Origin of the sequence: Treponema sp. OMZ 798 (assembly GCF_024181385.1) — a bacterium.
GTDB lineage: Bacteria > Spirochaetota > Spirochaetia > Treponematales > Treponemataceae > Treponema_B.
This window is the reverse complement of the sequence record NZ_CP051305.1, coordinates 1,708,656-1,733,823: the sequence shown is the minus strand read 5'-3', so window position 1 is coordinate 1,733,823 and position 25,168 is coordinate 1,708,656. Positions and strand designations below refer to the sequence as shown.

Annotated in this window: 21 protein-coding genes; 14 read left to right on the top strand and 7 right to left on the bottom strand. The window is 40.9% G+C overall.

Annotated elements, in window-relative coordinates:
- Positions 1-58 precede the first annotated feature (58 nt).
- On the top strand, positions 59-2,428 hold the full coding sequence (gene metG, locus E4O07_RS08145; protein WP_253684962.1) for a methionine--tRNA ligase: 2,370 nt from the start codon (positions 59-61) through the stop codon (positions 2,426-2,428).
- Positions 2,429-2,485: 57 nt separating this feature from the next.
- Here the strand turns inward: metG and E4O07_RS08140 are convergent, their stop codons facing one another.
- From E4O07_RS08140 to E4O07_RS08115, 6 genes are all read right to left on the bottom strand, one after another.
- A complete protein-coding gene (locus E4O07_RS08140; RefSeq protein WP_253684961.1) occupies positions 2,486-2,695 on the bottom strand; it encodes a hypothetical protein in 210 nt (69 codons plus the stop codon).
- The gene (locus E4O07_RS08135; protein WP_253684960.1) at positions 2,695-3,852 is read right to left on the bottom strand and encodes an ABC transporter ATP-binding protein; all 1,158 of its coding nucleotides are present in this window, start codon (positions 3,850-3,852) and stop codon (positions 2,695-2,697) included. Before E4O07_RS08135 ends, E4O07_RS08140 begins: the two co-directional genes overlap by 1 nt.
- Positions 3,845-4,837: an ABC transporter ATP-binding protein gene (locus E4O07_RS08130; protein WP_253676954.1), complete on the bottom strand. Its 993-nt coding sequence runs from the start codon at positions 4,835-4,837 to the stop codon at positions 3,845-3,847. Before E4O07_RS08130 ends, E4O07_RS08135 begins: the two co-directional genes overlap by 8 nt.
- Positions 4,834-5,847, bottom strand: a complete 1,014-nt coding sequence (locus E4O07_RS08125) for an ABC transporter permease (protein WP_253684959.1) — start codon at positions 5,845-5,847, stop codon at positions 4,834-4,836. Before E4O07_RS08125 ends, E4O07_RS08130 begins: the two co-directional genes overlap by 4 nt.
- Before the next feature lie 2 nt (positions 5,848-5,849).
- Positions 5,850-6,875, bottom strand: coding sequence for an ABC transporter permease (locus E4O07_RS08120; RefSeq protein WP_253684958.1), 1,026 nt, complete (start codon positions 6,873-6,875; stop codon positions 5,850-5,852).
- 89 nt (positions 6,876-6,964) lie between these two features.
- A complete protein-coding gene (locus E4O07_RS08115) occupies positions 6,965-8,740 on the bottom strand; it encodes an ABC transporter substrate-binding protein (RefSeq protein ID WP_253684957.1) in 1,776 nt (591 codons plus the stop codon).
- A 194-nt stretch (positions 8,741-8,934) separates the two neighbouring features.
- Here E4O07_RS08115 and E4O07_RS08110 point away from each other — a divergent pair, with 194 nt between their 5' ends.
- The 11 genes from E4O07_RS08110 to E4O07_RS08060 all read left to right on the top strand — a co-directional run bounded on the left by E4O07_RS08110 (position 8,935) and on the right by E4O07_RS08060 (position 21,480).
- The gene (locus E4O07_RS08110) at positions 8,935-11,550 is read left to right on the top strand and encodes an ABC transporter substrate-binding protein (protein WP_253684956.1); all 2,616 of its coding nucleotides are present in this window, start codon (positions 8,935-8,937) and stop codon (positions 11,548-11,550) included.
- Positions 11,551-11,723: 173 nt separating this feature from the next.
- Positions 11,724-12,764, top strand: coding sequence for an ABC transporter permease (locus tag E4O07_RS08105; protein WP_253684955.1), 1,041 nt, complete (start codon positions 11,724-11,726; stop codon positions 12,762-12,764).
- A complete protein-coding gene (locus tag E4O07_RS08100; protein WP_371921971.1) occupies positions 12,764-14,158 on the top strand; it encodes an ABC transporter permease in 1,395 nt (464 codons plus the stop codon). The genes E4O07_RS08105 and E4O07_RS08100 overlap by 1 nt, the downstream gene beginning before the upstream one ends.
- 12 nt (positions 14,159-14,170) lie before the next feature.
- Positions 14,171-15,148: an ABC transporter ATP-binding protein gene (locus tag E4O07_RS08095; RefSeq protein WP_253684953.1), complete on the top strand. Its 978-nt coding sequence runs from the start codon at positions 14,171-14,173 to the stop codon at positions 15,146-15,148.
- Positions 15,145-16,203 (top strand): ABC transporter ATP-binding protein, encoded by a 1,059-nt coding sequence (locus tag E4O07_RS08090; RefSeq protein WP_253684952.1) that lies wholly within the window; start codon positions 15,145-15,147, stop codon positions 16,201-16,203. Before E4O07_RS08095 ends, E4O07_RS08090 begins: the two co-directional genes overlap by 4 nt.
- A gap of 97 nt (positions 16,204-16,300) precedes the next feature.
- Complete coding sequence (locus tag E4O07_RS08085; protein WP_253684951.1) at positions 16,301-17,536, top strand: FprA family A-type flavoprotein; 1,236 nt, start codon at positions 16,301-16,303, stop codon at positions 17,534-17,536.
- Between the two features lie 83 nt (positions 17,537-17,619).
- Positions 17,620-18,267, top strand: a complete 648-nt coding sequence (locus E4O07_RS08080; protein ID WP_253684950.1) for a PTS sugar transporter subunit IIA — start codon at positions 17,620-17,622, stop codon at positions 18,265-18,267.
- A 12-nt stretch (positions 18,268-18,279) separates the two neighbouring features.
- The gene (gene rsmA, locus E4O07_RS08075; protein ID WP_253684949.1) at positions 18,280-19,164 is read left to right on the top strand and encodes a 16S rRNA (adenine(1518)-N(6)/adenine(1519)-N(6))-dimethyltransferase RsmA; all 885 of its coding nucleotides are present in this window, start codon (positions 18,280-18,282) and stop codon (positions 19,162-19,164) included.
- Positions 19,165-19,683, top strand: coding sequence for a hypothetical protein (locus tag E4O07_RS08070; protein WP_253684948.1), 519 nt, complete (start codon positions 19,165-19,167; stop codon positions 19,681-19,683). It begins immediately after the preceding gene.
- Positions 19,670-20,692, top strand: a complete 1,023-nt coding sequence (locus tag E4O07_RS08065) for an RluA family pseudouridine synthase (protein WP_253684947.1) — start codon at positions 19,670-19,672, stop codon at positions 20,690-20,692. The genes E4O07_RS08070 and E4O07_RS08065 overlap by 14 nt, the downstream gene beginning before the upstream one ends.
- Positions 20,686-21,480 (top strand): pseudouridine synthase family protein, encoded by a 795-nt coding sequence (locus E4O07_RS08060; RefSeq protein ID WP_253684946.1) that lies wholly within the window; start codon positions 20,686-20,688, stop codon positions 21,478-21,480. Before E4O07_RS08065 ends, E4O07_RS08060 begins: the two co-directional genes overlap by 7 nt.
- Here E4O07_RS08060 and E4O07_RS08055 read toward each other — a convergent pair.
- Positions 21,413-22,765, bottom strand: coding sequence for a bifunctional folylpolyglutamate synthase/dihydrofolate synthase (locus tag E4O07_RS08055; RefSeq protein WP_253684945.1), 1,353 nt, complete (start codon positions 22,763-22,765; stop codon positions 21,413-21,415). The two genes, E4O07_RS08060 and E4O07_RS08055, sit on opposite strands and share 68 nt — an antisense overlap.
- A 72-nt stretch (positions 22,766-22,837) precedes the next feature.
- On the opposite strand from E4O07_RS08055, the gene murC reads away from it, so the two are divergent.
- On the top strand, positions 22,838-24,283 hold the full coding sequence (gene murC, locus E4O07_RS08050; RefSeq protein ID WP_253684944.1) for a UDP-N-acetylmuramate--L-alanine ligase: 1,446 nt from the start codon (positions 22,838-22,840) through the stop codon (positions 24,281-24,283).
- Between the two features lie 18 nt (positions 24,284-24,301).
- A complete protein-coding gene (locus tag E4O07_RS08045; RefSeq protein WP_253684943.1) occupies positions 24,302-25,168 on the top strand; it encodes a YicC/YloC family endoribonuclease in 867 nt (288 codons plus the stop codon).

Here is a 25,168-nt window from a genome sequence, read left to right as displayed (position 1 = left end):
AAACTAATTTTTATCAAGGTAGTTGATTTTTTTTCCATAATAATTCATAATCCTCTATATGAAAAGAAAATTAGTAACCTCGGCTTTGCCTTATGTAAACAATTTTCCCCATCTGGGAAATTTAATTCAAGTATTATCCGCTGATGTATTTGCACGCTTTTGCCGCCTAAAAGAATATGAAACCCTGTATATTTGCGGCACCGATGAATATGGAACTGCAACCGAAACAAAGGCTGCAGAAGAAAATAAGAGCCCCGAAGAGCTCTGTTCATTCTATCACGCTATCCATGCGGATATCTACAACTGGTTCAATATTGCTTTCGACTACTTTGGAAGAACTTCAACCCCCCAGCAAACAGAAATAACTCAGGGAATTTTTAATGACCTCGATAAAAACGGCTATATTACCGAACACACAATAGAGCAGCTTTACTGCCCCTCATGTAAGCGTTTTTTGGCCGACCGCTATGTGCTGGGTACCTGCCCCTCCTGTTCCTATGACGGAGCAAGGGGCGATCAGTGCGAGCATTGCGGAAAGCTCTTAGATCCTACCGATTTAAAAGAGCCGCGTTGTTCTTCCTGCGGGGCTTCGCCTGAACTGCGCTCTACAACCCATCTTTATATAAACCTTCCTAAAATCGTACCCGAATACGAAAAATGGATGCCTAAGACGGCAGAGGAGGGCAAATGGTCAAACAACGCCCTTCAAATGTCAAAAAGCTGGCTGCGCGACGGGCTTCAGGAAAGGGCTATCACAAGGGATCTTAAATGGGGAATCCCCGTACCCAAAAAAGGCTTTGAAGACAAGGTCTTTTATGTATGGTTTGACGCACCCATAGGCTATATTTCCATTACAAAGTGCTGGGCCGACCTTGCAGGCAAGGATTGGAAGGCGTGGTGGCTTGATCAAAAAGACGTTGAACTTTTTCAGTTTATCGGAAAGGACAATATCCCCTTCCACACGGTAATCTTCCCCTGTTCTCTTCTGGGCTCAGGCAAAGACTGGACAAAACTCTTTCATATGTCGGGAACCGAATACCTCAATTACGAGAACGGTAAGTTCTCAAAATCTAAGGGCGTGGGCGTTTTCGGAAACGATGCCAAAGAATCCGGCATCCCTGCCGATATGTGGAGGTTCTACATCTTTTATAACCGCCCCGAAAAGAACGACACCCGGTTTACATGGAAGGATTTTCAAGAAAGCGTAAACAGCGAGCTTATCGGAAACCTCTGCAATCTTGTAAACAGGACAGCTACCTTCGTTCACCGTTACTATGAGGGTAAAATACCTCAAGTTGACGGAACAAAATCGGCTAGGGACGACATAAGAAATATGGTGCAATCTTTAAGAGATGCTGCTTCTGCAAGCTTCAAAAAGATAACCTGCCTTTCCGACTGGGCGGAACTTAGAGATTCCTTCCATGAGGTCTTTGCTCTTTCTTCCGTTGCAAACAAGGCCTTTCAGGATGGAGAGCCTTGGAAGAGGCGTGAAACCGATCCCGAATATGCCGAAGCTCTTATGGCTGAACTTTGCTACCTCATAAAAGATATTTTAATCTTAATCCATCCATATATGCCCCAATACGCCGATCAGGCCGCAGGCTTTTTCGGTCAAAAGATTTGGTCCGGCAACATATTTGACGGCAAAGCCCCGCAATTCAATAAGCCTGACGGAGCTTTCCTTACATGGAAAAATTTGGGCGAAAGGGAAGGACTTAAAACAATAGAAAACCCCGTAATAATTTTTAAAACCCTTGAAAATAAGGCCATCGATGCCTATAGGGAGCGTTATTCCGGAAGTCAAAAGGACAGAAAAGAAATGGAAAATAATACCGAAAAAGCTGGTTCTGCAAAATCTGATGCAGTTTCCTCATCCGAAAAAAAAGAAATGCTCTCCCCTGCAGAGCTTTTTTCAAAAAAGATTGCCTTAAAAACGGCCAAGGTTGTATCCGTCGAAAGGCACCCCGATGCCGACAAGCTCTACATCGAAAAGCTTGATGACGGCTCAGGTGAAGAGAGAACCATCCTTTCAGGTCTGGTTCCCTTTTTAAAAGAGGAAGAAATCTTAGGTAAGACGGTCATAATTGCCGACAACCTAAAGCCTCGAAAAATGCGCGGCATCGAATCGAAGGGTATGCTTTTGGCGGCAAGCTGGTATGATGAAGAAGAAAAAGAACATGTCGAACTTCTCCAAGCCCCTTGGGCGGCTCCGGGCACTCCCGTAATCCTTGAAGGTGATGCCGACACTTCAGACCCTGAGGCAGTAAACGCCTTTTATGCACAAAAGCCTGCTGCAATAGATGCCGACACCTTTTTTGCCGCTCCCATATTGATAGAAGATTATATTCCTAAAATTGAGGGTAAAAAACTTTTGGCTGCAGGAAAAGAAATGAAGCTTGAAAAGGTAAAAAACGGCGAAGCAGGCTAGGCCGGTTATAAATAGAAAAGGGATGCTCCTCTCGGAAAGCATCCCTTTTTTTAGTCTTTAACCGAATAAAAACATCGATATAAAGTAGTAGGCTAAAAGGCAAATTGCAACAATAGGCACTAAGGTAGTAAAAGCTGCAATTATTATTGCAAGAAAATCTCCTTTTTCGAGAGGATGATTTTCTCTAAGCTCATTTAGCTCTTCCATTTCTTCTATAGCTTGCCGTTTGCCGGATTTTAAGCTATGTTCATTATTTCTAAAAAACATTACAGTTCGGCTCCGCTAAAGTGACAGGCTACAAAATGGCCCGGTTTTTCTTCCTTAAATTGAGGAATTTCGCGTTTGCATATATCCTTTGCAATAGGGCACCGTGTATGGAATTTACAGCCTGTGGGCGTAATAATGTTGGACGGGATATCTCCTTCCAATAGAATTCGCCTCTTTGTCCTCATCTTCTGCAAGTCAGTTTCGGGAATTGCCGAAAGAAGAACCTTTGTATAAGGATGAAGAGGATTAGCGTATAATTCTTTCTTATCGGTAAATTCGACCATATTCCCCAAATACATAACACCTATTCTGTCGCTTATGTGCTTTACAACCGAAAGGTCATGCGAAATAAACAAATAGGATAGGTGGAATTCCTTTTGCAAGTCATTGAGAAGGTTGATGATCTGGGATTGGATCGAAACGTCCAAGGCCGAAACAGCCTCATCGCATACTATGAATTTAGGTTTCAAGGCCAAGGCTCTGGCTATACCGATACGCTGTCTTTGACCGCCTGAAAATTCGTGAGGATATCTGTAAATCATGTAGTCTGCCAAACCGCAGGTATTCATTATCTTCTTTACATACTTTTCATACTCGGGATCCTTCTTTTTGAACATTCCATGTTCAAGCAGGGCTTCACCTATGATCTGACCTACAGTCATCTTAGGGTTAAGAGAGGAGTAGGGGTCTTGGAAGATAATCTGCATCTTTTTTCGTAAGGGCATCATTTGAGTTACGCTGTAATTTGTAATGTTTTCACCCTCAAAAAAGATTTCGCCGGCAGTAGGCTTATATAGCTTGAGGATTGTTCGTCCTAGGGTTGATTTTCCGCAGCCTGATTCGCCTACAAGGCCTACGGTTTCTCCTTCGTATATAACAAGGTCTATACCGTCATTGGCTATTACGCATAGGTGCTGACCGTGCAGAGCCGAGTATGTTTCATAGTCCAAAACGAGGTCTGTAAGCTCCTTGCCGAGATCCTTACCGCTTTTATGCATATCGACAAGCTGATGTATATCCGCCTCGGCATTAAATGTTTTTTTATAAAGATCTATTGCTTCATTGGCGATTCTTTTGAGATTCTTCCTCTCATTCCGTGTTTTGCCCGTAGGAAAATACTGTTTAAGGCCGCGAGTTTCCAATAATATCTTACTCATGTCTACCTCCTGATTTCGGATAAAAGCATCTGATTAAGTGTCCTTCTTCTACTTCAACCAATTCGGGCTTTTCGTTTCGGCATTTGTCGGTTGCATACTCACACCTTGTCGAAAATCTGCATCCCTTGGGAAGTTTAAGAGGATGGGGTACGCTTCCTTGAATTTGAGCGAGATATTCTACTTCTTCATCCAAGAGGGGAATTGACTCAAGCAAGCCTTCCTTGTAGGGATGAGAGAATTGAGTTTTTCGGTCAAAGATAACATCTACAGGGGCTCTTTCAACGATTTCTCCTGTGTACATTACGGCAACATCATCGGCCAATTCTGCAATAGCTCCCAAGTCGTGGGTTATAAACATGATGGCTGTGTTGTGTTTTTTCTTTAAATCGTTCATTAACTTAAAGATCTGGGCCTGTATCGTAACATCAAGGGCTGTTGTAGGCTCGTCAGCTATCAAAAGGCGTGGTTCGCAGGCTAATGCCATGGCAATCATTACACGCTGCCTCATTCCTCCCGAAAGCTGGAAGGGATAGTTATAAACTACGTTTTCAGGATTGGGGATTTTTACTTCCCGCAAAAGATCTATGGCGGCATTCCAAGCCTCTTTTTTCGACATATGCTGATGAAGGATTAAGGGTTCACTAAGCTGCCTGCCTACCCTGTGAACAGGGTTAAGAGAGGTCATGGGTTCTTGAAATATCATGGATATGTCGTTACCCCTTATCTTTCTTATTTCTTTTTTGCCGAAATTTACAAGGTTTTTTCCTTCAAAATTTATTTCTCCTTGAACAATGCGTCCGGGATATTCCAATAAATTGAGAATACTGAATGCAGTAATAGACTTGCCGGAACCTGATTCTCCTACTATTCCTAAGGTTTTACCGGCTTCAATAGTAAAATCTACACCTTGAACGGCTTTTACCGTACCCTTGTTTGTAAAAAAGTATGTATGTAAATTTTTAACTTCAAGCAGGGGTTTTTTCATATAGCCGCCTCCTTTACCGCTTGTTTAGCTTGTTTTACAAGAGCCTTTTCTTCTTTGCGTCTGGCCCTGGCTTCTTTTCTCTGTTTTTTTGTTGTATATTCGGCTTTCGGGTCGATAGAATCTCTAAGCCCTTCGCCTACGAGATTTATACTCATTATAAACAAAAAGAGCATTGTTCCGGGAAATACCCAAATCCACCAAAAGGCTCTAAGGTTTGTGCTGTTTTCTGCAGCCTTGGATAAAAGAGCTCCCCATGTCGGAATAGGTTCGGTTACAGATAAGTTTAAAAATGATAAGAAAGATTCGGTTAAAATTGAGGAAGCAAAGGTAAGGGTTGCCGATACTACAACAGTCGGCAATACGTTAGGAACAAGGTGGCGTAAAATTTGGTTCCGTCTTTTTATACCTAAGGCCCTCGTTGCGACAATAAATTCCTGCTCCCTTAACGCAAGGATTTGGCCTCGGATTAATCGGGCTAAACCTGTCCAGCTTAGAAGTCCCAAGATTATAACTATTACATAGAGTCTAAACTCAGGCGGACTTTCTCTGAATATTGCCGAAATTGTATAGGCAATCGCTAAGAACGGGAATGAGGAAAGTATTTCTATAAGCCTCATAATAATATTATCAACCCGTCCGCCGAAAAAACCGGCAATTGCACCCATGGTTAAACCTATAGTTACTCCCATAAATGTGGATAAAAAACCTACTTGTAAAGAAATCCATCCGCCTTCAAGAACTCTCATAAAGGTGTCTCTTCCGTATTTATCTGTTCCGAACGGATGTGCCCAAGATGGGGGATTATTCCTCAATGTAGGATCGGTTTTTGCAAAGTCATAGCCTGTGAATTTGGTGTAAAAATGCGTTACTATAACAAGGAGAACTATAGTAACAAACATATAAAAGCCTATCATTGCAAGCCTGTTATTTTTGAATTTGATCCTTATTTGTTGTGTCGGGGATAGAATAACCTCATCTTTTTCGCTGAAATTTTTGTCTTCGTTAGCCATTTTTAAACCTTTCCTTCCCGAATTCTCGGATCTACAATCATATATCCTACATCTATAAATATATTTCCTAATAATGTAAGAAGCCCAAAAAACAATAGAACAGTCTGCAATACAGCCCTGTCCTTAAAGCCGTATGCATAATTCATCAGTAATCCCATTCCTGGGTAAGCGAATATTTTTTCGACAACTATAGAACCGCCGAAAAGACCGGGGATGTATAAACCTATGAGGGTAACAACCGGTATCAATGCATTTTGGAAGGCGTGTCTATATATAACTATCTTTTCTGCAAGACCCTTTGCTCTTGCCGTCCTTATATAATCGGATTTTAAGATTTCTATCATAGCTGATCTTATGTATCTTATAAGACCTACAAGGGAGGTAAGAACAACTACTGTTACCGGCAGTATTATATAATGCCAGTCAGGCAGAATTCCTCTTGGATCCGACATCCCGGAAAAAGGCAGAATTTTCATAAAAATAACGAATATCATAATTAAAAGCAATGCCAAAAAAAACGAAGGCAGAGATATTCCTATTATTGTAAGCACCGTTACGATTTTATCAAAAAAGCTGTTCTTTTTTACGGCTGCCGTAATTCCAAGCGGAATTGAAATTAAAAAGGCTAAAAGAAAGCCTCTTATATTTATTTTAAAAGATCTTCCTATATAAGTTCCGATAAATTCATTTACCGGTTTATTGTATTTTACCGAATAACCGAATTCTCCCCTGAATGTATCTCCCATCCATAAAAAATACCTTTCAATGGGCCCTTTATCATATCCTAAAAATTTTCTCATGTTTTCTACATAAAGCGTTTTTTCTTCAGGTGTCATAGCCTTGGTCTTTTCCGGATCAAGCATCGCCAGAATAGGGTCTCCCGGCATCAGGTTAATAAGTATAAAGATCGCAATCGACATAATTATTAATACGGGGATGATTGATACTAAACGCTTGAAGATATATCGAATATATGGAAAAAGGATTTCAAACAGCGACTTTGAACCGCTGACACTATTATTTGCCATAAAATCTCCTTTAGGTAAAAAATAAGACCTCCCGATTAAAAATAAACAAGAGGTCTTATGATTAAATTAAACAATCAGTAATGCCCTAATTATTTTTTCCAGTTAGCATTAGGTAATGCTCTTGCCCATCTCCACAAAGCGTTTGTATGGAAGTTTTCGAGCTTATCTGTGAAAAAGTCAAAATAATTATTTGAGTAAACGGGAATAACAGGAACTTCTTTGTTCATTGCTACTACAAATTTTCTCCAGTTTGCCCTATACTCATCTCTTCCCGTTACGGGGTGAGCATTTTCGATGTCGTCAAGAAGCTGATCCCATTCTGCAGGGGTATAGGAAGAACCGCCCGAGAACATTACATTGTTGCTTGAAGCCTGTCCCCAGGGCATAATAAGTTTTGTTCCATAGTCAGCTTTAGGATTGGCTTTGAGAACATAGCTTACACCGCCTACAAAAGCGTGGTACATTCTTTCTTCTTCGGTGTCTCCTGTCCAGTGGCTGTACATTACGGGCCAGTCAAGACCTGTTAACGATACTTTAAAAGCTAGCTTTGAAACATAGGCTTCGTTAAATACTAGGTTGTATGTATCCGACCAGAAAGGTGTGTAAGTTACCTTGATTTCAAGGGGTTTTCCTTCCCAGAGATAGCCTGATTTTGCGTTACCTGTAAGTTTTGCATAATCACCGTCTGTTCTTGCAGCAGCCTTATCAAGGAGTTCGTTAGCCTTTGCAATGTTTGCAGCTTCATCGAATTTACCGTCTTTATCCAAGATATCATAGCTGGTTAATGTGCTTTCAAATTTACCTACGGCAGCAGTACCTATAAGGTTTTTTTCATCATCATCCCACAATACCCAGTCGTTTTTGGAATAGGGTCCGTTGGATGCAATACCATATTGGCCTAAGAAAAGCTCGATAATTTTCGGTCTGTTAAGAACATAGGCAAAAGCCTGTCTTACTTCAGTAAGGGCTGTGGGGCCGAAGTTACAGTGCAAGGCTATTGTTCCTCCTCCGTGCCTATAGTAGTTTGTATAAGCAAAACCGGGCTTGTCTTTTACTGCATCGATTTTTTCAGCCTGTCCCTGTTGTGTAAGCATGTCTACCTCTCCCTGCATGAGCTGATCAAGTTCAGTTTCGCTGGGAACAACCTTAACGATAACTTCCTTAATAGCGGGGGCTTTTCCTAGGTAGTCTTTAAAGGCTTCCAATTTAACATACTCGCCTTCTTTGTATTCGACCATCTTGTAGGGGCCGTAACCGATGGGCTTTGATATGTTCTTTTTAACATATTGCTGAACGGTAAGACCTTCTTCCTTTGCTCCCTTTTTAAAGGTTTCTTCCGGGAAGATGTAGTAACCGAATACGGCTGTGTCGATGGTGTAACTTGCCTTTTTAAGATGGAAAGTTACGGTATTTGCAGCTTCATCAATATCGATTTTTTCAACATAATCGTTAATGGTTGAAGTTCCGCCTGTATCGCCCAAAGCCTTGGTATCCATGTAAAACTCATAGGTAAATTTTACATCGCTTGCAGTTAAAGCCTCACCGTTATGGAATTTTGCACCCTTTACAAGTTTGTAAGTCCATGTTAGAAGGTCATCGCTTACCTTCTTTTCGGCAACTAGGGGAGAGTCGATTATTTGACCTTCCGGAGTGTCTTCGATAAGACCAAATGCCCAAACCAGTATTCGGATATCGTTGTCATAAGCCGAATTTGTCCAGCCTGAATAAAAATCTCCGTTAAATTCGGCTGTAGCGATAACGATTGGTTTTTCGTTTGTCTTAGTTGTTGCTGTACTGTTTCCTCCGCATGCGATCAAGGAAAAAGCGAGCACAAGTGTTACAATTAGCACCATAAATTTTTTCATAGTGTCCTCCAAGTATTTTTGTCGGTGATAAAAATCACCGCTCGGTATTGTATCATAAAATAATGAATGTGTAAAGATTAAGACAAAAAAAAACGGTAAATATAGAAAAAATATTTGACAAATGGAAAAATATGTGCTTTAATATTGGAGAGTGTTTTATAAAAACACGGTTAAAAAACAACAGGAGGAATTTAATGAAAACTTTTATTAAATTTTTATCATGTATGCTTGCAGTGGCTTTGGTATTTACTGCATGCGGAGGCGGCGCCGGAACTGCCGCAGGCGGCAAAAGCCCGGTAAAAAACGGTACCTATGTGGATAAGGTTATCTACTCTGTAAGTACCGACCAGACAGTTGCCTTAAAAGATGTTATTGAGGGAAAGGCCGATCTCATGTTTACCTCTGTTCCGCCCGTACTTTTGTCAGGTTTAAGCGATGAAGACAGAGATAAGATAGATGTTTATCCTGTTTCGACTGGTTATTGGTCTATTCTATTTAACCCCATCCCTAACAAGGCTCCTTACGTATGGAAGACTGAAGCTGGTGAGGAAATGTTTAATCCCGTTGCCATCAAGGAAGTCCGATATGCCTTTAACTGGTTAATCAACAGAAAAAAATTGGTAGACGAACTTCTTTTGGGCGAAGGCTCTCCTATGTACACTCCCTGTACTGTAGGTCTTCCCGGAGCATACCGCTACAATATTTTGGCTTCCAAATTCGGTATCACCGAAACAGGCGATGAACAAAAAGCCATAAATATGATTGAAGCTGCTATGAAAAAAGCTTCAGATTTGGCTGAAAACAAGGGAAAACTTGTAAAAGAAAACGGAAAATGGATGTACAAAGGTAAACCTGTTTCTATTAAGTCCATAATGCGTGTTGACGATCCTACGGGACGTCTTCCTGCAGCCCGCTATATCCATGCTCAAATCGAAAAAGCCGGTCTTACAGTTGAACCATTTGAGCGTGATCGAAAAACAGCCGGTGCCCTTGTTTACGGAGGAAATCCTGCTAACTATGATTGGACGATGTATCTTGAAGGCTGGGGCTCAGGCGGTTTCTATGTAACTTGGGAAACTCCTCTTTGCCAGATGTATACTCCCTTCTATGGCTATATGCCCGGAGGCGGAGAAGCCGAATTCTGGAATTATACAAACGAGAAACTTGATGTTTTAGGTAAAAAGGCTGCTTACGGACAGTATCTGACTGCCGAAGAATTCTTTAAAGAAACTAACGAAATGTGTGCTATGGGAATGGAAGAGGCTGTTCGTGTCTATGTTGCTTCACAAAACGACCTTTATGTTGCTAACAAGGCAAGATTTAACTCACGCCTCTTCTATGGAACCTCTGACGGTTTTAACGGCTGGACTGTAAGATGTGCAGATGTTAAGCCCGATGCTGACGGCCCCTATAAGGGCAAGAGAGTTTTGCGGGTATTACAGTTCTCGGCTCAAGGTTCTTTATTTATGTCTGAATGGGATCCTGTAGGCGGTCAGGGCTTTAGCGATACTTATAGCTCTGCCTTTACAAATACCGTTACTGATGCTGCAAACTTTGACAATCCTGCTGTAGGACGCTCGGAATTTGCTATGTCAACTGTTGATGTTGCAAATGCAAAATTTGCTCCCAAATTCGTATCTACCGGAAATAAAACACCTGAAGGCGATGATGAGCTTGAAATGGGCGGTGATATTCCCGTTCCTGCTGAAGCTGTTATGTATGACACAGCTTCAAAAAAATGGGTTCCTGCCAAATCCGGACAGTCAGTTGCAACAGCTGCAACAGGTAAACTTGTGGACGGCTATTACTGGCATCACGGAGAACCTGTCGATCTTAATGATGTTAGATATTCATTTGCATTTGCCTATGAGTGGGCTATCAAAGACGGAGATGGAGACCTCTACTATGATGCTCCTTTAAGCGGTGTTACCCTTCCCAGTCTTAAAAACACAAAGGGTATAGTCTTTAATAAAGATGGATCAATTACTACATATAGTAACTATTTCCATGCTCCTATCCCCAGAGACACAGCCATAAGTGTAGGCGGTTTAAGCGTAAAGGCTGCTAACCCCGGACGAAGAACAAACGTTCCTTGGGAAATTTATGAAGCCTTGGCAGAAATTGTAGTACACGGCTCAAAGAGCGGAACGGTTTATAACTTTGCAAAGGACGGAGGAGAGCGCGGTGTTGAAGCAAACGTTAAAAATCCCGACTGTCTTGCAGATATTAAGGCTAAATTGGAAGACTTTGTTGCTTCAAAGCACATTCCTGAGTCATTGAAGGGTTTTGTAAATGAAGACTATGTAGTTAAGAGATACAAGGCTTCTATTGCATTTATCGAAAAATACGGAAATGCTTATATTACAACAGGCCCCTTAATGTTCGAAAAAATCGATCCTATAACAAGCTCCGTTGTATTGACAAACTTCGATAAGTATCCCTATAAGAGCGACTACTTCCCGAATATGTTTAGAACAGATCTTACCGAAATTCAATATATCAAGGCTCCTGTGGCGCCTTCAGCCGACAAGGATGCCGTATTTGAAGTTACGGTTTCTAAGTATGCATATCCTGAAGTTGAAAGAGTACCTCTAGATAAGGGAAATGTTGAAGGCCGTCTCCAGCTTCCTTCAGGCGGAGAAAAGGTTTATCCTGCTAAATCAGTAGGTGGCGGTAAATTCACAATTACCGTACCTGCCTCCGACTTAGCTACATTTGAAAAAGGCGTAGAGTACATAATGGTCGTATTAACCTCGATCTCTGATGAGCCTCCTTCAGCTAATTCGGCAAGCCTTACAATTCTTAAATAAGGTTAAGATTTTAGTTTAAATCGAGATGCCTCGAAGCCCTAAAGGGCTTTGAGGCGTTTTCGGCTTTTTTAAAACCGGCAAAATAAAAATACTCGTTTTGCCGAAAAAGCCGGCAAGGCCGTTTTGACGGCCGCGTGCCTTGAGCTCAAGCCTAAATTTTGTAGGAGACTTTTATGTACAAGTGGTATGCACTTAAACGTATTTTACGCGGTGTAATAATATATTCCATTCTTATTTTTATTTTTTCTTTTTTGTTTAATCAGATAAATGAAAAGGTTCAGCGCAGCCAGATAGCCGAAATAGTCCGTGCTGAAGCAAAGGGTCTAAAAAATATGACTGCCGAACAGATAATGATGTGGCGTAAAGACCAAGAATTAACCCTTATTAAACAATATAAATTAGACAGACCCCTAGTTGAGCGTGTTTTAAATAACGCAAAGAGGGTTCTGACCTTTGATTTTGGTAAATCGACAACGATTAAATCCTTAACCGGTTCTCAAGATGTTATTAAAATACTCGGTGAGGCAATCCCCAGGACCCTTCTCCTGTTTACAACTGCCTTCGTAATTAATACGCTGATTGGTTTAGCCTTGGGTTTAAAAAAAGCCCAAAAGCCGGGAGGCAAATTAGATAAGGTAACAAGTTTGATCACCCTTATCATTTACGGTATGCCCAGCTGGTGGCTTGCAATGCTTTTAATATTTTTGTTTGTTTATACCATTCCGATTTTTCCATCGGGAGGAGTAAACTCGGTTCCCGTTCCGGAAGGAATTTGGTTTGTTTTTGATAGAATTAAGCATCTTGCTCTTCCTATTCTTACCTTGGTTTTCTTAGGTTTTTGGAGTACGGCTTATGTTATCCGAAACCTTGTATTAGGTACCTTACAGGAAGATTTTATAATGAGTGCAAGGGCTAGAGGCATCCCTGAAAAGAAGGTTCTTCACGGTCATACTTTGCGCACCTGTGCCCCTCCCTTGGTGACAATGATTTTATTATCATTTTTGGCCTCAATGTCAGGAAGTATTATATTTGAAGGTATTTTTTCTTGGCCGGGACTAGGTCAGCTGTATTGGATCGCTGTTCAGCAAAACGATATCCCTGTCTTAATGGGCGACTTAGCTATAACTACAGGGCTTTATCAAGCAGGTCTTATAATTCTTGATTTGATTTACGGCTTTTTAGACCCGCGTATAAAAGTTGGAGGCAAGGCATGATGCAGAATTTCATTGATAGATTTAAAGAATTTTGGGATGACTTTAAAAAAGAAAAAATAGGTATAGTTGCTATAGTTCTTTTGGGTTTACTTGTACTTTTGATTATACTTGAACCTATTGTTTTACCTTTTAAAGGAACGAACGATAATTGGCATAATATTTCGTATTGGGAAGATAATCCTGCTTCCGCTCCTCCCATATGGTCCGAACTTTTTAGTTCAAAAAAGTCGGCTAGGACGATTCAGCTTACTGAAGCCGAAATAACGGAAGAAAACTCGGATCATTTCGGTTCTGCTGTAGTATATAGCTTTAAATATAACTATAAATATGATAAAAATCCCAACAACATTATTTTTAGGGCTGAACTTACAGGTGATGTAATAATGAGTATGGATGTTATCCGTCCGGATGGCAGTCATATAGAGCTTGGGGTATTTCAAAAAGGAAATTTAAAAGATCATCATAGCCGCTTTTCTGTTTTAACAGATGCGAAATCCACGATGCAGCAATTTGCAGCCTCTTATGGTGCAACTTCCACCTCGGGAAATGCAAATCCTGTTCAGCTTTTGTTCTCTGAAGCTTCAAAGACTATGTACAGGGATAAAAAGCCTTTAAAAGGAGAATATGTTTTTAAATTCGTTGTTCCGAAAGATGTTGCAAATAATCAGGCAAACAAGATTGAAAATCCAAGAGTGATAGTTCCCGGCTCCGTTTCGGGGCTTTTGGGTACCGACTTAAATAAAAGGGATGTTTTTTCGGGTGTTATGGCCGGTTTAAAATGGGCTCTTTTAATAGGTCTTGTAGCAAGTATTATTTCGGTTTTGGTAGGAGTTATGTACGGTATTATAAGTGCCTACTTCGGCGGAAAGGTTGATACGGTTATGATGTTCATCTTTGAAATAGTAGTATCTGTTCCAATCATTCCTATATTGATTGTGTCTGCTGCCGTTTTTAAACCGAGTATATGGATGATAATCCTAGCCCTTATTATCTTCGGCTGGACCGGTTCGGTAAAGACTGTCCGATCCATGGCCTTGCAGATAAAAGAAGAAACCTATATCGAGGCTGCAAAGGCCTTAGGGGCCGGAAAATGGAGAATCATCCTTAAACATATCGCTCCTCTTCTTTTACCTTACTCCTTTGCAATTATGGCAAGTTCTGTACCCGGTGCAATTATCTTTGAATCTTCTCTTTCTCTTTTAGGTTTGGGAGATCCTTCTATTGTAACCTGGGGGCAAATTCTTCACGATGCCCAGACTTCGGGCGCAACCTTAAACGGCCTATGGTGGTGGATTATTCCTCCGGGCCTTTTTATAGCCCTTTTAGGTATGATATTCGCATTCTTAGGCTTTGCAATGGATAAGATTCTGCATCCTAAACTAAGGACAAGGTAAGGAGGTTTTAATATGGAAAATAAAGAAGTAGTTCTTGACGTAAAAAACTTGAGATTGTACTATCACACCTCCGCAGGTATAGTAAAAGCCTTGGATGATGTGAGTTTTCAGCTCCATGCCGGTGAAACGCTTGGGCTTGTAGGCGAATCGGGCTGCGGTAAAACCACAACCGGTATGGCTCTGCTTAAAATGCCCTCTCCTCCCGGCAGGGTAGAAGAGAATTCTCAAATTATAATCAATGGAAGGGATATTGTTCCCCTTTCCGATTCGGAAATAAGAAAAAATGTCCGCTGGCAGGAAATTTCGATGGTCTTCCAAGGCGCTATGAACAGTTTGACTCCGGTTTACACAATCGGAAAGCAGATGCTTGAGACCTTAAGGGAACATAAGGAAATGGGCGATAAAGAGGCTCAAGATCTTATGGAAGAATACCTTGGCTATGTAGGTCTTCCGCCTGAGGTCTTAAACCGCTATCCTCACGAGCTTTCAGGAGGAATGAAGCAAAGGGTTGTTATAGCAAGCGGCTTATTCCTAAAGCCTAAACTTGTTATCTTGGATGAACCTACCACAGCCCTCGACGTTATCGTTCAGGCCCAGATCATAAATCTTTTAAAAGAATTAAAACAAAAATTTAAGCTTTCGTTTATATTTATTACCCATGATCTTTCTCTTGAAGCCGAGATTTCGGATAGAATTTGTGTTATGTATGCAGGAAAAATTGCCGAACTTGGAACTAACGAGCAGATATACGGTAAGGAGCCTCTGCATCCGTATACACAAAAGCTTTTACAGGCAACGCCTCTTTTGAGAAAGAGAGTGAGCGAGCTTTCCTATATTCCGGGAACTCCGCCGGATCTTATTTCTCCGCCTAAGGGCTGCCGCTTTAATCCGAGGTGCCATTGTACAATGGATAAATGCTTTGAAGTTGAACCTCCGCTTATTGAGGTTGAACCGGGACATCAAGTAGCATGCTGGAGGTGTGTAAAATGAGCGATAACGAAAAAAAGATAGATCCTAATGACTATGTTCTTGAACTCTTAAATATAAAAAAATATTTTGAGCCCCATCAAGGTTTGGTCCAAAGTCTTTCTAAGGGAAAGGCAAAAAAAATAAAGGCCGTAGATAATGTTACCCTGCGTCTAAGGAGGGGTGAAATATTCGGGCTTATAGGGGAATCCGGCTCCGGTAAGACTACGATAGGAAAGATAGCCATGAAGCTTCACACGCCTACCGAAGGTACAATCCTATACAATGGAGAAGATGTTACAAACAGCGATAAGGAAAAGACGGCCGTTTACCGCCGCCGTGTACAGATGATTTTCCAAGACCCTTATGCTTCAATGAATCCTCGTTTTAAAATAAGGGATGTAATGGAGGAACCTCTGATTATCCACAAGATTAAGGGAACCAGGGCAGAAAATGATGAAAAAATCATACAGGCAATTTCGGAAGTAAAGCTTAACCCGCCTGAGGAATTTATGACAAGGTATCCTCACATGCTTTCGGGCGGTCAAAGACAGCGTATAGCTACGGCAAGAACCCTTATCCTAAACCCCGAGGTTATAGTTGCCGATGAGCCTGTTTCGATGATTGACCTTTCAACCCGTGCCGAAATTCTTCATATGATGAGGGACGTTCAAAGGAAGCTGGGGCTTACCTATCTTTATATTACTCATGACCTTTCAACTGCAAGGTATTTTACCGACAGAATAGCGGTTATGTATCTTGGCCGAATTGTCGAGATGGGTGATGCCGATGATGTTATAGATAACCCCATGCATCCTTATACTCAGGCCTTGATTGAGGCTGTTCCTGAGCCTAAGCCGGGAATGCTTGAGGTAATTAAAAAACTCCCCATTTCGGGAGAAATTCCTTCTCCTGCAAACATTCCGCAAGGCTGTCGCTTCCATACAAGATGTCCCTATGCGGATGAAACCTGTTCTTCTATGGAAGAACCTTCTTTGACGGATATAGGAAAGGGGCATTTTCATGCCTGCCGAAAGGCTGACGAGATTAAGGAAAAGCAAAACAAGGAGCAAAAATAAACTTAATTCTCTTGAGTAAATGCATTTCTTATGATATATTTAAGCTGCGGGTTACTTTTTAATCCGCAGCTTTTATTTTATGGAGGTATTAATTTTTATGGAAGCAAAAAAACTGACAGAAACCGTATATTGTATTCATGCCGATATTCATGATAGAACTGCACGCTTTGAAGGCATATGGCTATTGCCTCACGGCGTTTCTATAAATTCTTATGTTGTAAGGGGTGAAAAAACAGCCCTTATCGATATCGTAAAGGATTGGGACGGCTCGGTAGATTCTTACCGAAAGCAGCTGGAATCCATAGGACTTTCTTTTTCTTCTTTTGATTATGTAATCCTAAACCATCTTGAGCCCGACCATGCCGACCTTATCAATCTTGTAAGGGAAGAAAACCCAAGAGCCGAAATCTTGGCTTCTACGAAGGGGGCCGCCCTTGTCGAAAACTTTTTTAAGATAAAAGAGGGGGTAAGGGCCGTAAAGGACGGAGAGGTTTTGGATTTAGGCGGAGGAAAAAAGCTCGTCTTCTATGAAACTCCCAATATCCACTGGCCCGAGACAATGATGACCTATGACCCGGACGATAAAATTTTATTTTCCTGCGATGCCTTCGGTTCTTACGGCTGCATAGGCGAAAAAATATTCGATGATCAGCACACGGAAGATGAGCTTAAATTTTTTGAAAACGAGGCCCTCAGGTACTACGCCAACATTGTTGCAAGCTTCAGTACCTTTGTAAACAAGGGTATAGAAAAACTCGGTTCCCTTGAGCTTAAATTTATCTGCCCGAGTCACGGTTTGGTTTGGAGGGGAAATCCTGCCAGAATCGTAAACCTCTATAAAAAATTTGCAGATTACAATACCGGAGACGGAAGCGGGCTGGAAAAAACTATCTGCATTATTTGGGGCTCTATGTACGGCTACACCAAGGACGGCTTGGATGCGGTTATTGAGGGCATAAATGAAGAGGGTGTTGAATACTCGATTTACCGAATACCCGATACTGACGCAACCTTTATTTTAGGCGAGGCTTATCGCTCGGCAGGGCTCTTGCTGGCTATGCCGACATACGAATACAAGATGTTCCCGCCTATGGCTCATATTCTTGACCTCTTTGAAAGAAAGCACTTTGTCAATAAAAAGGTATTCCGTATAGGAAGCTGGGGCTGGGTTGGAGGCGCCAAAAAAGAGTATGAAACCCGTATCGAAAAATTTAAGTGGACCAATATCGAATCCCATGAATGGCAGGGCAAGATAAGCGATGAAGATAAACGCATATTAAAAGAAAGAGGAAGAGAATTGGCGAAGGCTGTAAAAAACGGAGCCATATCTTGACATATTCGTACATTTAGTGCAAAATATTTGAGCTCATTTTGTTTTTTAGTATATTGAGTTTAAATATTTAGTGAGGTGGATTATTGGCAAGCGAAATTTTGACTATTGAAGAAGTGGCCCGTTATTTGCGTGTTTCCGAAAGAACCGTCTACGAGTGGGCGCAAAAGGGTGAAATACCTGCCGGAAAGATCGGGACGGTCTGGCGTTTTAAAAAAGATGATATTGAAAGCTGGGTGGATGAGCGCTTAGCCTCTTCAAAAACTTCAGCTCCTAAACAGCATAAAATAGCAACGGAAAATGTTTTGTCGCCCGATAGGGTTGTCCTTTTAGATTATGCTTCAAAACATGACGTCTTGGTTATGATGGCTGAAGTTTTGGCTAAGGCTCCTCAGGTAAAAAATTCTGCCGAGCTTTTGGATTCCATACTAAAGAGGGAAGCCCTTATGTCAACGGCTGTAGGAAGAGGAATTGCCATTCCCCATGTGAGGCTTTCTTCCGTAACCGACTTGGTTATGGCTGTGGGTGTTTCTAAGAGGGATATTTTAGATTTTGATGCTATTGACGGGAATCCCGTACGGCTGGTCTTCATGATTGCCGCTGCAAACAACCAGCACGATTATTATTTGCAGACTATTTCTCATTTTAGCGCAAAGCTGCGTAATGACGAACTTAAAAGCCGCCTCTTAAATTCTACCGATCCAATGGAGATTTACGCCATCTTGTGCGAATAGGATGCTGTTTTGATGGAATCCGGGGCTTTTTTAGGTCTTCCAAATTATGACTCTCCGGCAGAACTCAAGGCTCTTTTAGAAAGCCTGGGTTTTGCCATGCAAAAAAAATTCGGACAAAATTTTTTGATCGATAAAAAGACCCGTGAGAACCTGGTTTCCTTTTTGGATATCGATGAGGGAACAAGGATTTGGGAGGTAGGCCCTGGCCTCGGAGCTATGGCTGCTCTTCTTTTAGAAAAAGGCGCTTTTCTTACAGCCTTTGAAATAGATAAGGGCTTTATCTCCCTTTTAAAAAAAATCTTTTCGGAAAAAGGGCGGAATTTTACTCTTATCGAAGGAGATGTTCAAAAAAACTGGCTCCCTTATCTAAAAGAACATGGGAAACCCGATATCTTTTTCGGTAATCTTCCGTATAACATAGCTTCCGAATTGATTGCTTCTACGGTAGAAGCCGGAGTTGTTTTTGATACCATGCTTTTTACAGTACAAAAAGAGGCTGCCGAAAGGATTATTGCAAGGCCCAATCAAAAAAACTATACGGCATTTTCGGTGCTTTGTTCCTTGTTTTATGAGTGCAAAATTTTAAAGACAATCCCCGCTTCAGCCTTTTGGCCCCAACCCAATGTAGAGTCTGCAACTGTCTTGTTTAAGGCAAAAAAAGATTTTGCTGAATATAAAAACTATAAGCTTTTTATCAAAATAGTAAAGGCCCTTTTTTCTTCGCGCCGAAAAAATATAAAAAATAACTTGGGGGGGTGGATGAAATCAAACGGATATGGGGATAAGATCGAGCTTGTTTTACAAAAAGCCGAATTAAACGGAAATTTAAGAGCCGAGTCCTTGACCCTATATGATTTTTTGCTCTTATCTGATATAATCTCTTCTTTGGATAAATAAATGAAGCATACAAAAAAAATTGCTTGTTTGATTTTCTTTGTTTCTCTTTTTTCGGTTTTCCCCATTTATGCGGATGACTCCAAGGTTTCAAGAACTCCCGACCCCTATGGAGCCGAGGAATTTAAGCAGTGGCAAAAGGATTTGCGCCGTTTTGAGATTATAACCTTCGGAGCCCTGCCCTTTGTTTCGCTTTTGTCCTTTTGGGCCTATGACATAAGCCGTTCAATCATACATAAGGGTGATCCTGCCTATAATCCGTGGCCGATTAAAGATGCCAAAATTGCAGTAAAACTTACCGAAAAAGAGCAGCGCAATATTTTTTTTACGGCTATAGGAATCTCTTTGGCTGTTGCCGTTATCGATTTAACCTACCGCTCAATTAAAAGGGCTAATGAAAAAAAACTTGAGCAACAAAATGAAGATGCAGCTATCGTTTTGATTCCGCTTGAAGAAAATAAAAGTTTAAACCTTGAGGAAGCTGAAAATTTAAAAGCTGAGGATGCCGATGGCTCCCGGTAAAAGTCTTGTTTGTAGATCAATATCCGAAAAATTTAAGGTTGAAGGCCTTGTCTCTCCTTGCAGGATTGATGTTTATTGTACAGAAAGGCTAAAAAATTTAAGCCGCTCTCAATTAAAGACAGGTCTAAAGTCTCTCCATGTAAATTCACAAAAAGCTAAACTTTCCCGCAATGTTCAAAACGGGGACCTGATTGAGCTTGTTTGGGATAATCCGGTTCCCGAATATGCCGGGCCTCAAAAAATACCTCTAAGGGTAATTTATGAAGATGAGAACATACTGGTTATAAACAAGGAAAGGGGAATGGTAACCCATCCTGCAGGCGGAAATTGGGATAATACCCTTGTAAATGCCTTAAATTATTACAGGCTCTATGATTCCAAAATCAAGGATGAGTTTTCAATAATTCTTAGCGGTTTGCTGAGCCAAGAAGATTTTTTGCCGCAAGAATGTTTTTTTAAAAATATTGAGAGTTTTCCCTCAGATCCTTACCGCATGGGTATTGTCCACCGTCTGGATAAGGAAACTTCAGGGCTTATAATTACAGCAAGAAATTTAAAAACCGAAAAACTTTTAAAATCTTTTTTTAAAAAGAGGATGGTAAAAAAATATTATCTTGCAATCCTTGACGGTGCTCCGCCTAAAACCAAGGGCCGGATAAAAACTTCGGTTTTTCGATCTTCTTCAGACAGAAAAAAATTTAGGGCCTCTGCCGACTTGTCTAAGGGAAAGAAGGCTCTTTCATCATATAAGGTGCTGAAGTCCAACGGAAGGATGTCCTTGGTTCTTTTTAGAATTTACACAGGCCGCACCCATCAAATCCGTTTGCATGCAAAATTTATGGGCTGCCCTGTTGCAGGCGATAAGGTTTACGGCAAAAGAAAAGATACTCCTATGATGCTGCACGCTTATAAGCTTGTAATTCCTCAAGCCGTAAATTCAAAAAAAGAATTTACGGCACCTATACCGAATGATTTTAAACAAATACTTATACGGGAGGCTCTATGCTGATTAATTGTGAATTTTCTTTCCAAGCTGAGGCGGTTTTTGAAAATGAAGCTTATGCCGTTCTATATAAACCACGCGGAATGCCTACTGCTCCTCTCGCAGAAAATGAAGAAGGAACCTTGGTTTCGTGGTTTTTAAAAAGATGTCCTGAAGCTTCTTCGGTAAGGGGTAAAAAGGATATTGAAGCCGGCCTTATTCACAGGCTCGATACGGCAACAAGCGGCTTGGTGCTGATTGCAAAAAATCAAGAAAGCTATGATGCCTTAAATTTAATGCAGGCAAATAATTTGATAAAAAAAACATATGCCGCTTTTACGGACGTTGACAGAGATGCGGACTTAAATCCGGATTTTTCTCAGTCTAACCTTCCGTATAGAATTTCAAGCCAGTTTAGAAGCTACGGCCCCAAGGGAAAAAAGGTCCTTCCGGTTTTTTACGGTATGAGAGATTTTTGTTCTACAGCAAAAATCTATACGACCAATATTATCGAAATAACTAATTTTCCGCCTAAGGATAATTCCATTCCGATGGTAACATGTACCTTAAATCAAGGCTTTAGGCATCAGGTAAGGGCTCACCTTGCTTCCATAGGGCTGCCTATTTACGGAGACCCCTTATACAACGGAAAGTTCAAAGATTTTCCGCAAGAAAAAATAGATGAGCACTCCTATCCCTTGCAGCTATATGCCGTATGTCTTTCCTTCCCTGAGCCTAAAAAAAACTTTAAGCTTGATGATCCAAAAGAGTATGTATCCTTTTCGCTTCAGCCGCCAGATAAAATGATCCTGTAATCAAAAGAGGACTGTTTTTTTTGCGAGATTCGATAATTTCTTTTTTTATTACGGCCTCATAGTCTGCATTTTTTTCTATAATACATGCCGAACCCTTTAGGGCTTCTTGGAAGGCTTTGTAGCTTAAATCGGGATTGCTTTTTTTTGCCGCTCCCGGAATCGTGACAAGTATTTTTGTAAAATGATCCTTAAAAAACGGCACCATGTCCTTCACGTTTTTGTCTTCTGCGCAGGCAAAGATGAGGGTTCCTTTTTCTTTTACCAGTTCATTGTAGGTGCTCATGCAAAGAGCTATGCTGTTTTTTGTATGGGCTCCGTCGATTATAATTTCAGTCTTATCCGAAAGAAGTTCAAAGCGGGCAGGGAGCCACGCCTTTGAAAGTCCCCTTTCGATAATTGCTTCATCCATTTCGGGAAATAGATATTTGATTGTAGAGGCTGCAAGAGCAGCATTTTCCGCCTGAATGCAGTCAAGGAGTTTTAAGTTTGCACTGATAGGTCTTTTAAACAGCTTGCTTAAATGATGCGAATCTTGAAAGTTAATATCTATTTTTAAGCCCGCCTTTGAAAGGCTGTAGCTCACAGGTTCTTTTACGATTTCGGGGGTATAAAAAAATTCCGCATTCAGCTCGGCCGCTCTTTTTTTAAAGACCCTTAATGCCTCATCAGGCTGCTTACAGCAAAAGACGGGAGTGTTTTGCTTGATGATTCCTGCTTTTTCAAAGGCTATTTTTTCTATCGTGTCTCCAAGATATTGGGTGTGCTCAAGCTCAATGGGCGTTAAAACGCAGGCGCTTGGTTTTAGGATGTTGGTCATATCCAGCCTTCCTCCCATACCTGTTTCGATAACGGCCCAATCCGTTTTTTGCATACTGAAAAGCAAGAAGGCGGTAACCGTAACTATTTCGAACCAGCCCGGGTCTATTTCCGGCTCTTTTTTGAGGATGGCATCAAAGCCTTCGATAATTTTTTTATAAGCAGAAGAGTAGGCCTCGTCATCAAAGAAGCTTCCGGCCTCGGTCATCCTCTCTCTAAAGTCCGACACATGAGGGGAGGTGTAAAGGCCTGTTTTTTTTCCGGCTTCTTTTAAGATGGATGCAATCATGGCAGAAACGGAACCCTTTCCCTTTGAGCCTGCAATATGCACCGATAAAAAATCGTCTTGAGGATTGCCAAAAAAATCGGCGAATTTCCTCATTTTTTTGAGATTATTTTCATTCTTATGCGCATTTCTTTCATAATTTATAAAGGCATCCAGCCATGTACTGAATTTATCCGTATTCATAAGGCACCTCTTGTTTCGGCTCATGTTTAAAACCCTATTGCTAAAAAACAGAATATAGAATATTATATATATATGTGTCAAGTTATTCTACCCGATAATTTAAAAGGCTTTAAGATTTATATGATCGGTATTAAGGGTACGGGAATGACGGCTTTGGCGGAAATTTTGGTTTCGCGGGGAGCTGTTGTTTCAGGAAGTGATGTGCCTGAAAATTTTTATACTGATACTGCTTTAAAGAAACTTAATATAGATATTTTTTCTCCGTTTTCTCCCGATAATATCCCCGATGGTGTGGGGCTTGTTATCTATTCGGCTGCCTATTCTCCCGAAAATAATGAAGAAATGTATGAGATAGAACAAAGAGACCTCCCTAAGATGTCATATCCTGAAGCAATAGGGGCCTTGTCCCGGCATTCCTATTCTTGCGGCATTGCAGGCGTTCAGGGAAAGACAAGTACAACGGGCATTACGGGGTCTATCTTAAAAGAATTAAAGCTGCCGGTTTCGGTACTGGCCGGAAGCATAATAAAGAGTTTCGGCGATTCATGCACGATGCTTGCAGGTTCAAAATACTTTGTTGCCGAAACTTGCGAATATAAAAGGCATTTTTTAAACTTTTACCCAAAAAAGATAATTTTAACGGGTATTGAGTCTGACCATCAGGATTATTATCCGGCCTATGAGTCTATATTAACTGCTTTTTTGCAGTATATAGACAGGCTTCCGCAATTTAGCGAACTTTTTTATTGTGCAGATGATGAAGGCGCTTGCGAGGCTGCCCGTTTAAGTTTTTCGAGCAGGCCCGATCTTATCTTTATTCCCTATGGGGAAAAGGCTACGGGCGATTATAAACTTACCGTTTTGGGCGTCCGAGATGAAAAACTATATTTTTCTCTTGCCGGTTTTTCGGGAGAGTTTTATCTTCAGATTCCGGGAAAGCACAATGCCTTAAATGCAGCGGCTGCAACAGCCCTCGCTGTGAGTCTTTTAAAAGAAGAATACGGCGAAATTTCTATGGCCAATGTTTCTGCCATAAAAAAGGCTATATCTTCCTATGCCGGAGCAAAGAGGCGTACCGAGTTAATAGGCAAGATAGAATCTAAGGATATCTTGGTTTACGATGACTATGCACATCATCCCACGGCCATTAAGTCTTTATTGAGCGGCTTACGTCAATTTTATCCGAAAAGACGGATAATTGCAGACTTTATGTCTCATACCTATTCCCGAACCGAGGCTCTTTTGGAAGAATTTGCTTCTTGTTTCGGAGATGCCGAGATGGTGATTTTGCACAAGATTTTTAGTTCTGCGCGAGAGCAATATCAGGGGCAGGTAGATGCCGAGCTCCTTTTTACCCGGACAAAAAAATACCATAAAAATGTCTTTTTCTTTAATGAGGTCTTGGATGCAAAGAAATTTGTTTCAGAAAAATTAAGACCCGGGGATATTTTTATTACGATTGGTGCCGGGGATAACTATATTTTGGGAGCCGAAATCCTAAAGGAATTGAATTCTTAATCAAGATTGGAGAAATATATGAAAAGTATGACGGGCTATGCCCTTACCGAAAAAAATGAACCTAATTCCTTTATAAGTTTGGAAATAAAAAGCTATAACTCAAGATATCTGGACTTAAATTTAAATTTTCCCTTTTGGCTTTCGGCTCTTGAGCCTGTCTTTAGATCCTATTTTTCTGAAAAAATAGCCCGCGGAAAGGTTGAAGTTTCGCTCCACGTAAAGGATGCGGATATAGATGTAGATATTCTTACAAATACTAAGGTTGCAAAGGCCTATGCAAAGGCTATGAGGGAGGTAGCGGAGGCTGCCGGAATAAGCCCCGAAATAGATATAAACCGCTTTTCAGAAAAAGACGGCGTCATCATTATAGAAAGAAACATAGATATTCCCGCTTGGGAAAATACCCTGCTTCCCATATTTGAAGAAACCTTTATAAAATACGATAAGACAAGGCTCGATGAAGGCGCCGTCTTAAAAAAAGATATTTTGAACAACCTCGATAGAATTTGCGCTTCATTGAAGGTAATAAAAAAATACGCTCCTCAAATGGAAGAAATTTTTTGCCAAAATATAAAGGAAAGATTTACCGAGCTTTTAGGCAGCGAAATAAACGAACAGCGCATTATGCAGGAAGTTGCCGTGATGCTTGTTAAGTACACGATAAATGAAGAAATTGTCAGGCTTGAAGCCCATTGTAATTCTCTATCCCATGAGCTTAAAAAGAATGAGCCCATAGGTAAAAAGCTCGACTTTATTTGTCAAGAAATAAACAGGGAAATAAATACCATAGGTTCAAAAAATCAGATGATTGAAATGTCTCAATCTATTATTGAAGTAAAAGATGCTCTTGAAAACATAAGAGAACAAAGCAGGAATGTAGAGTAG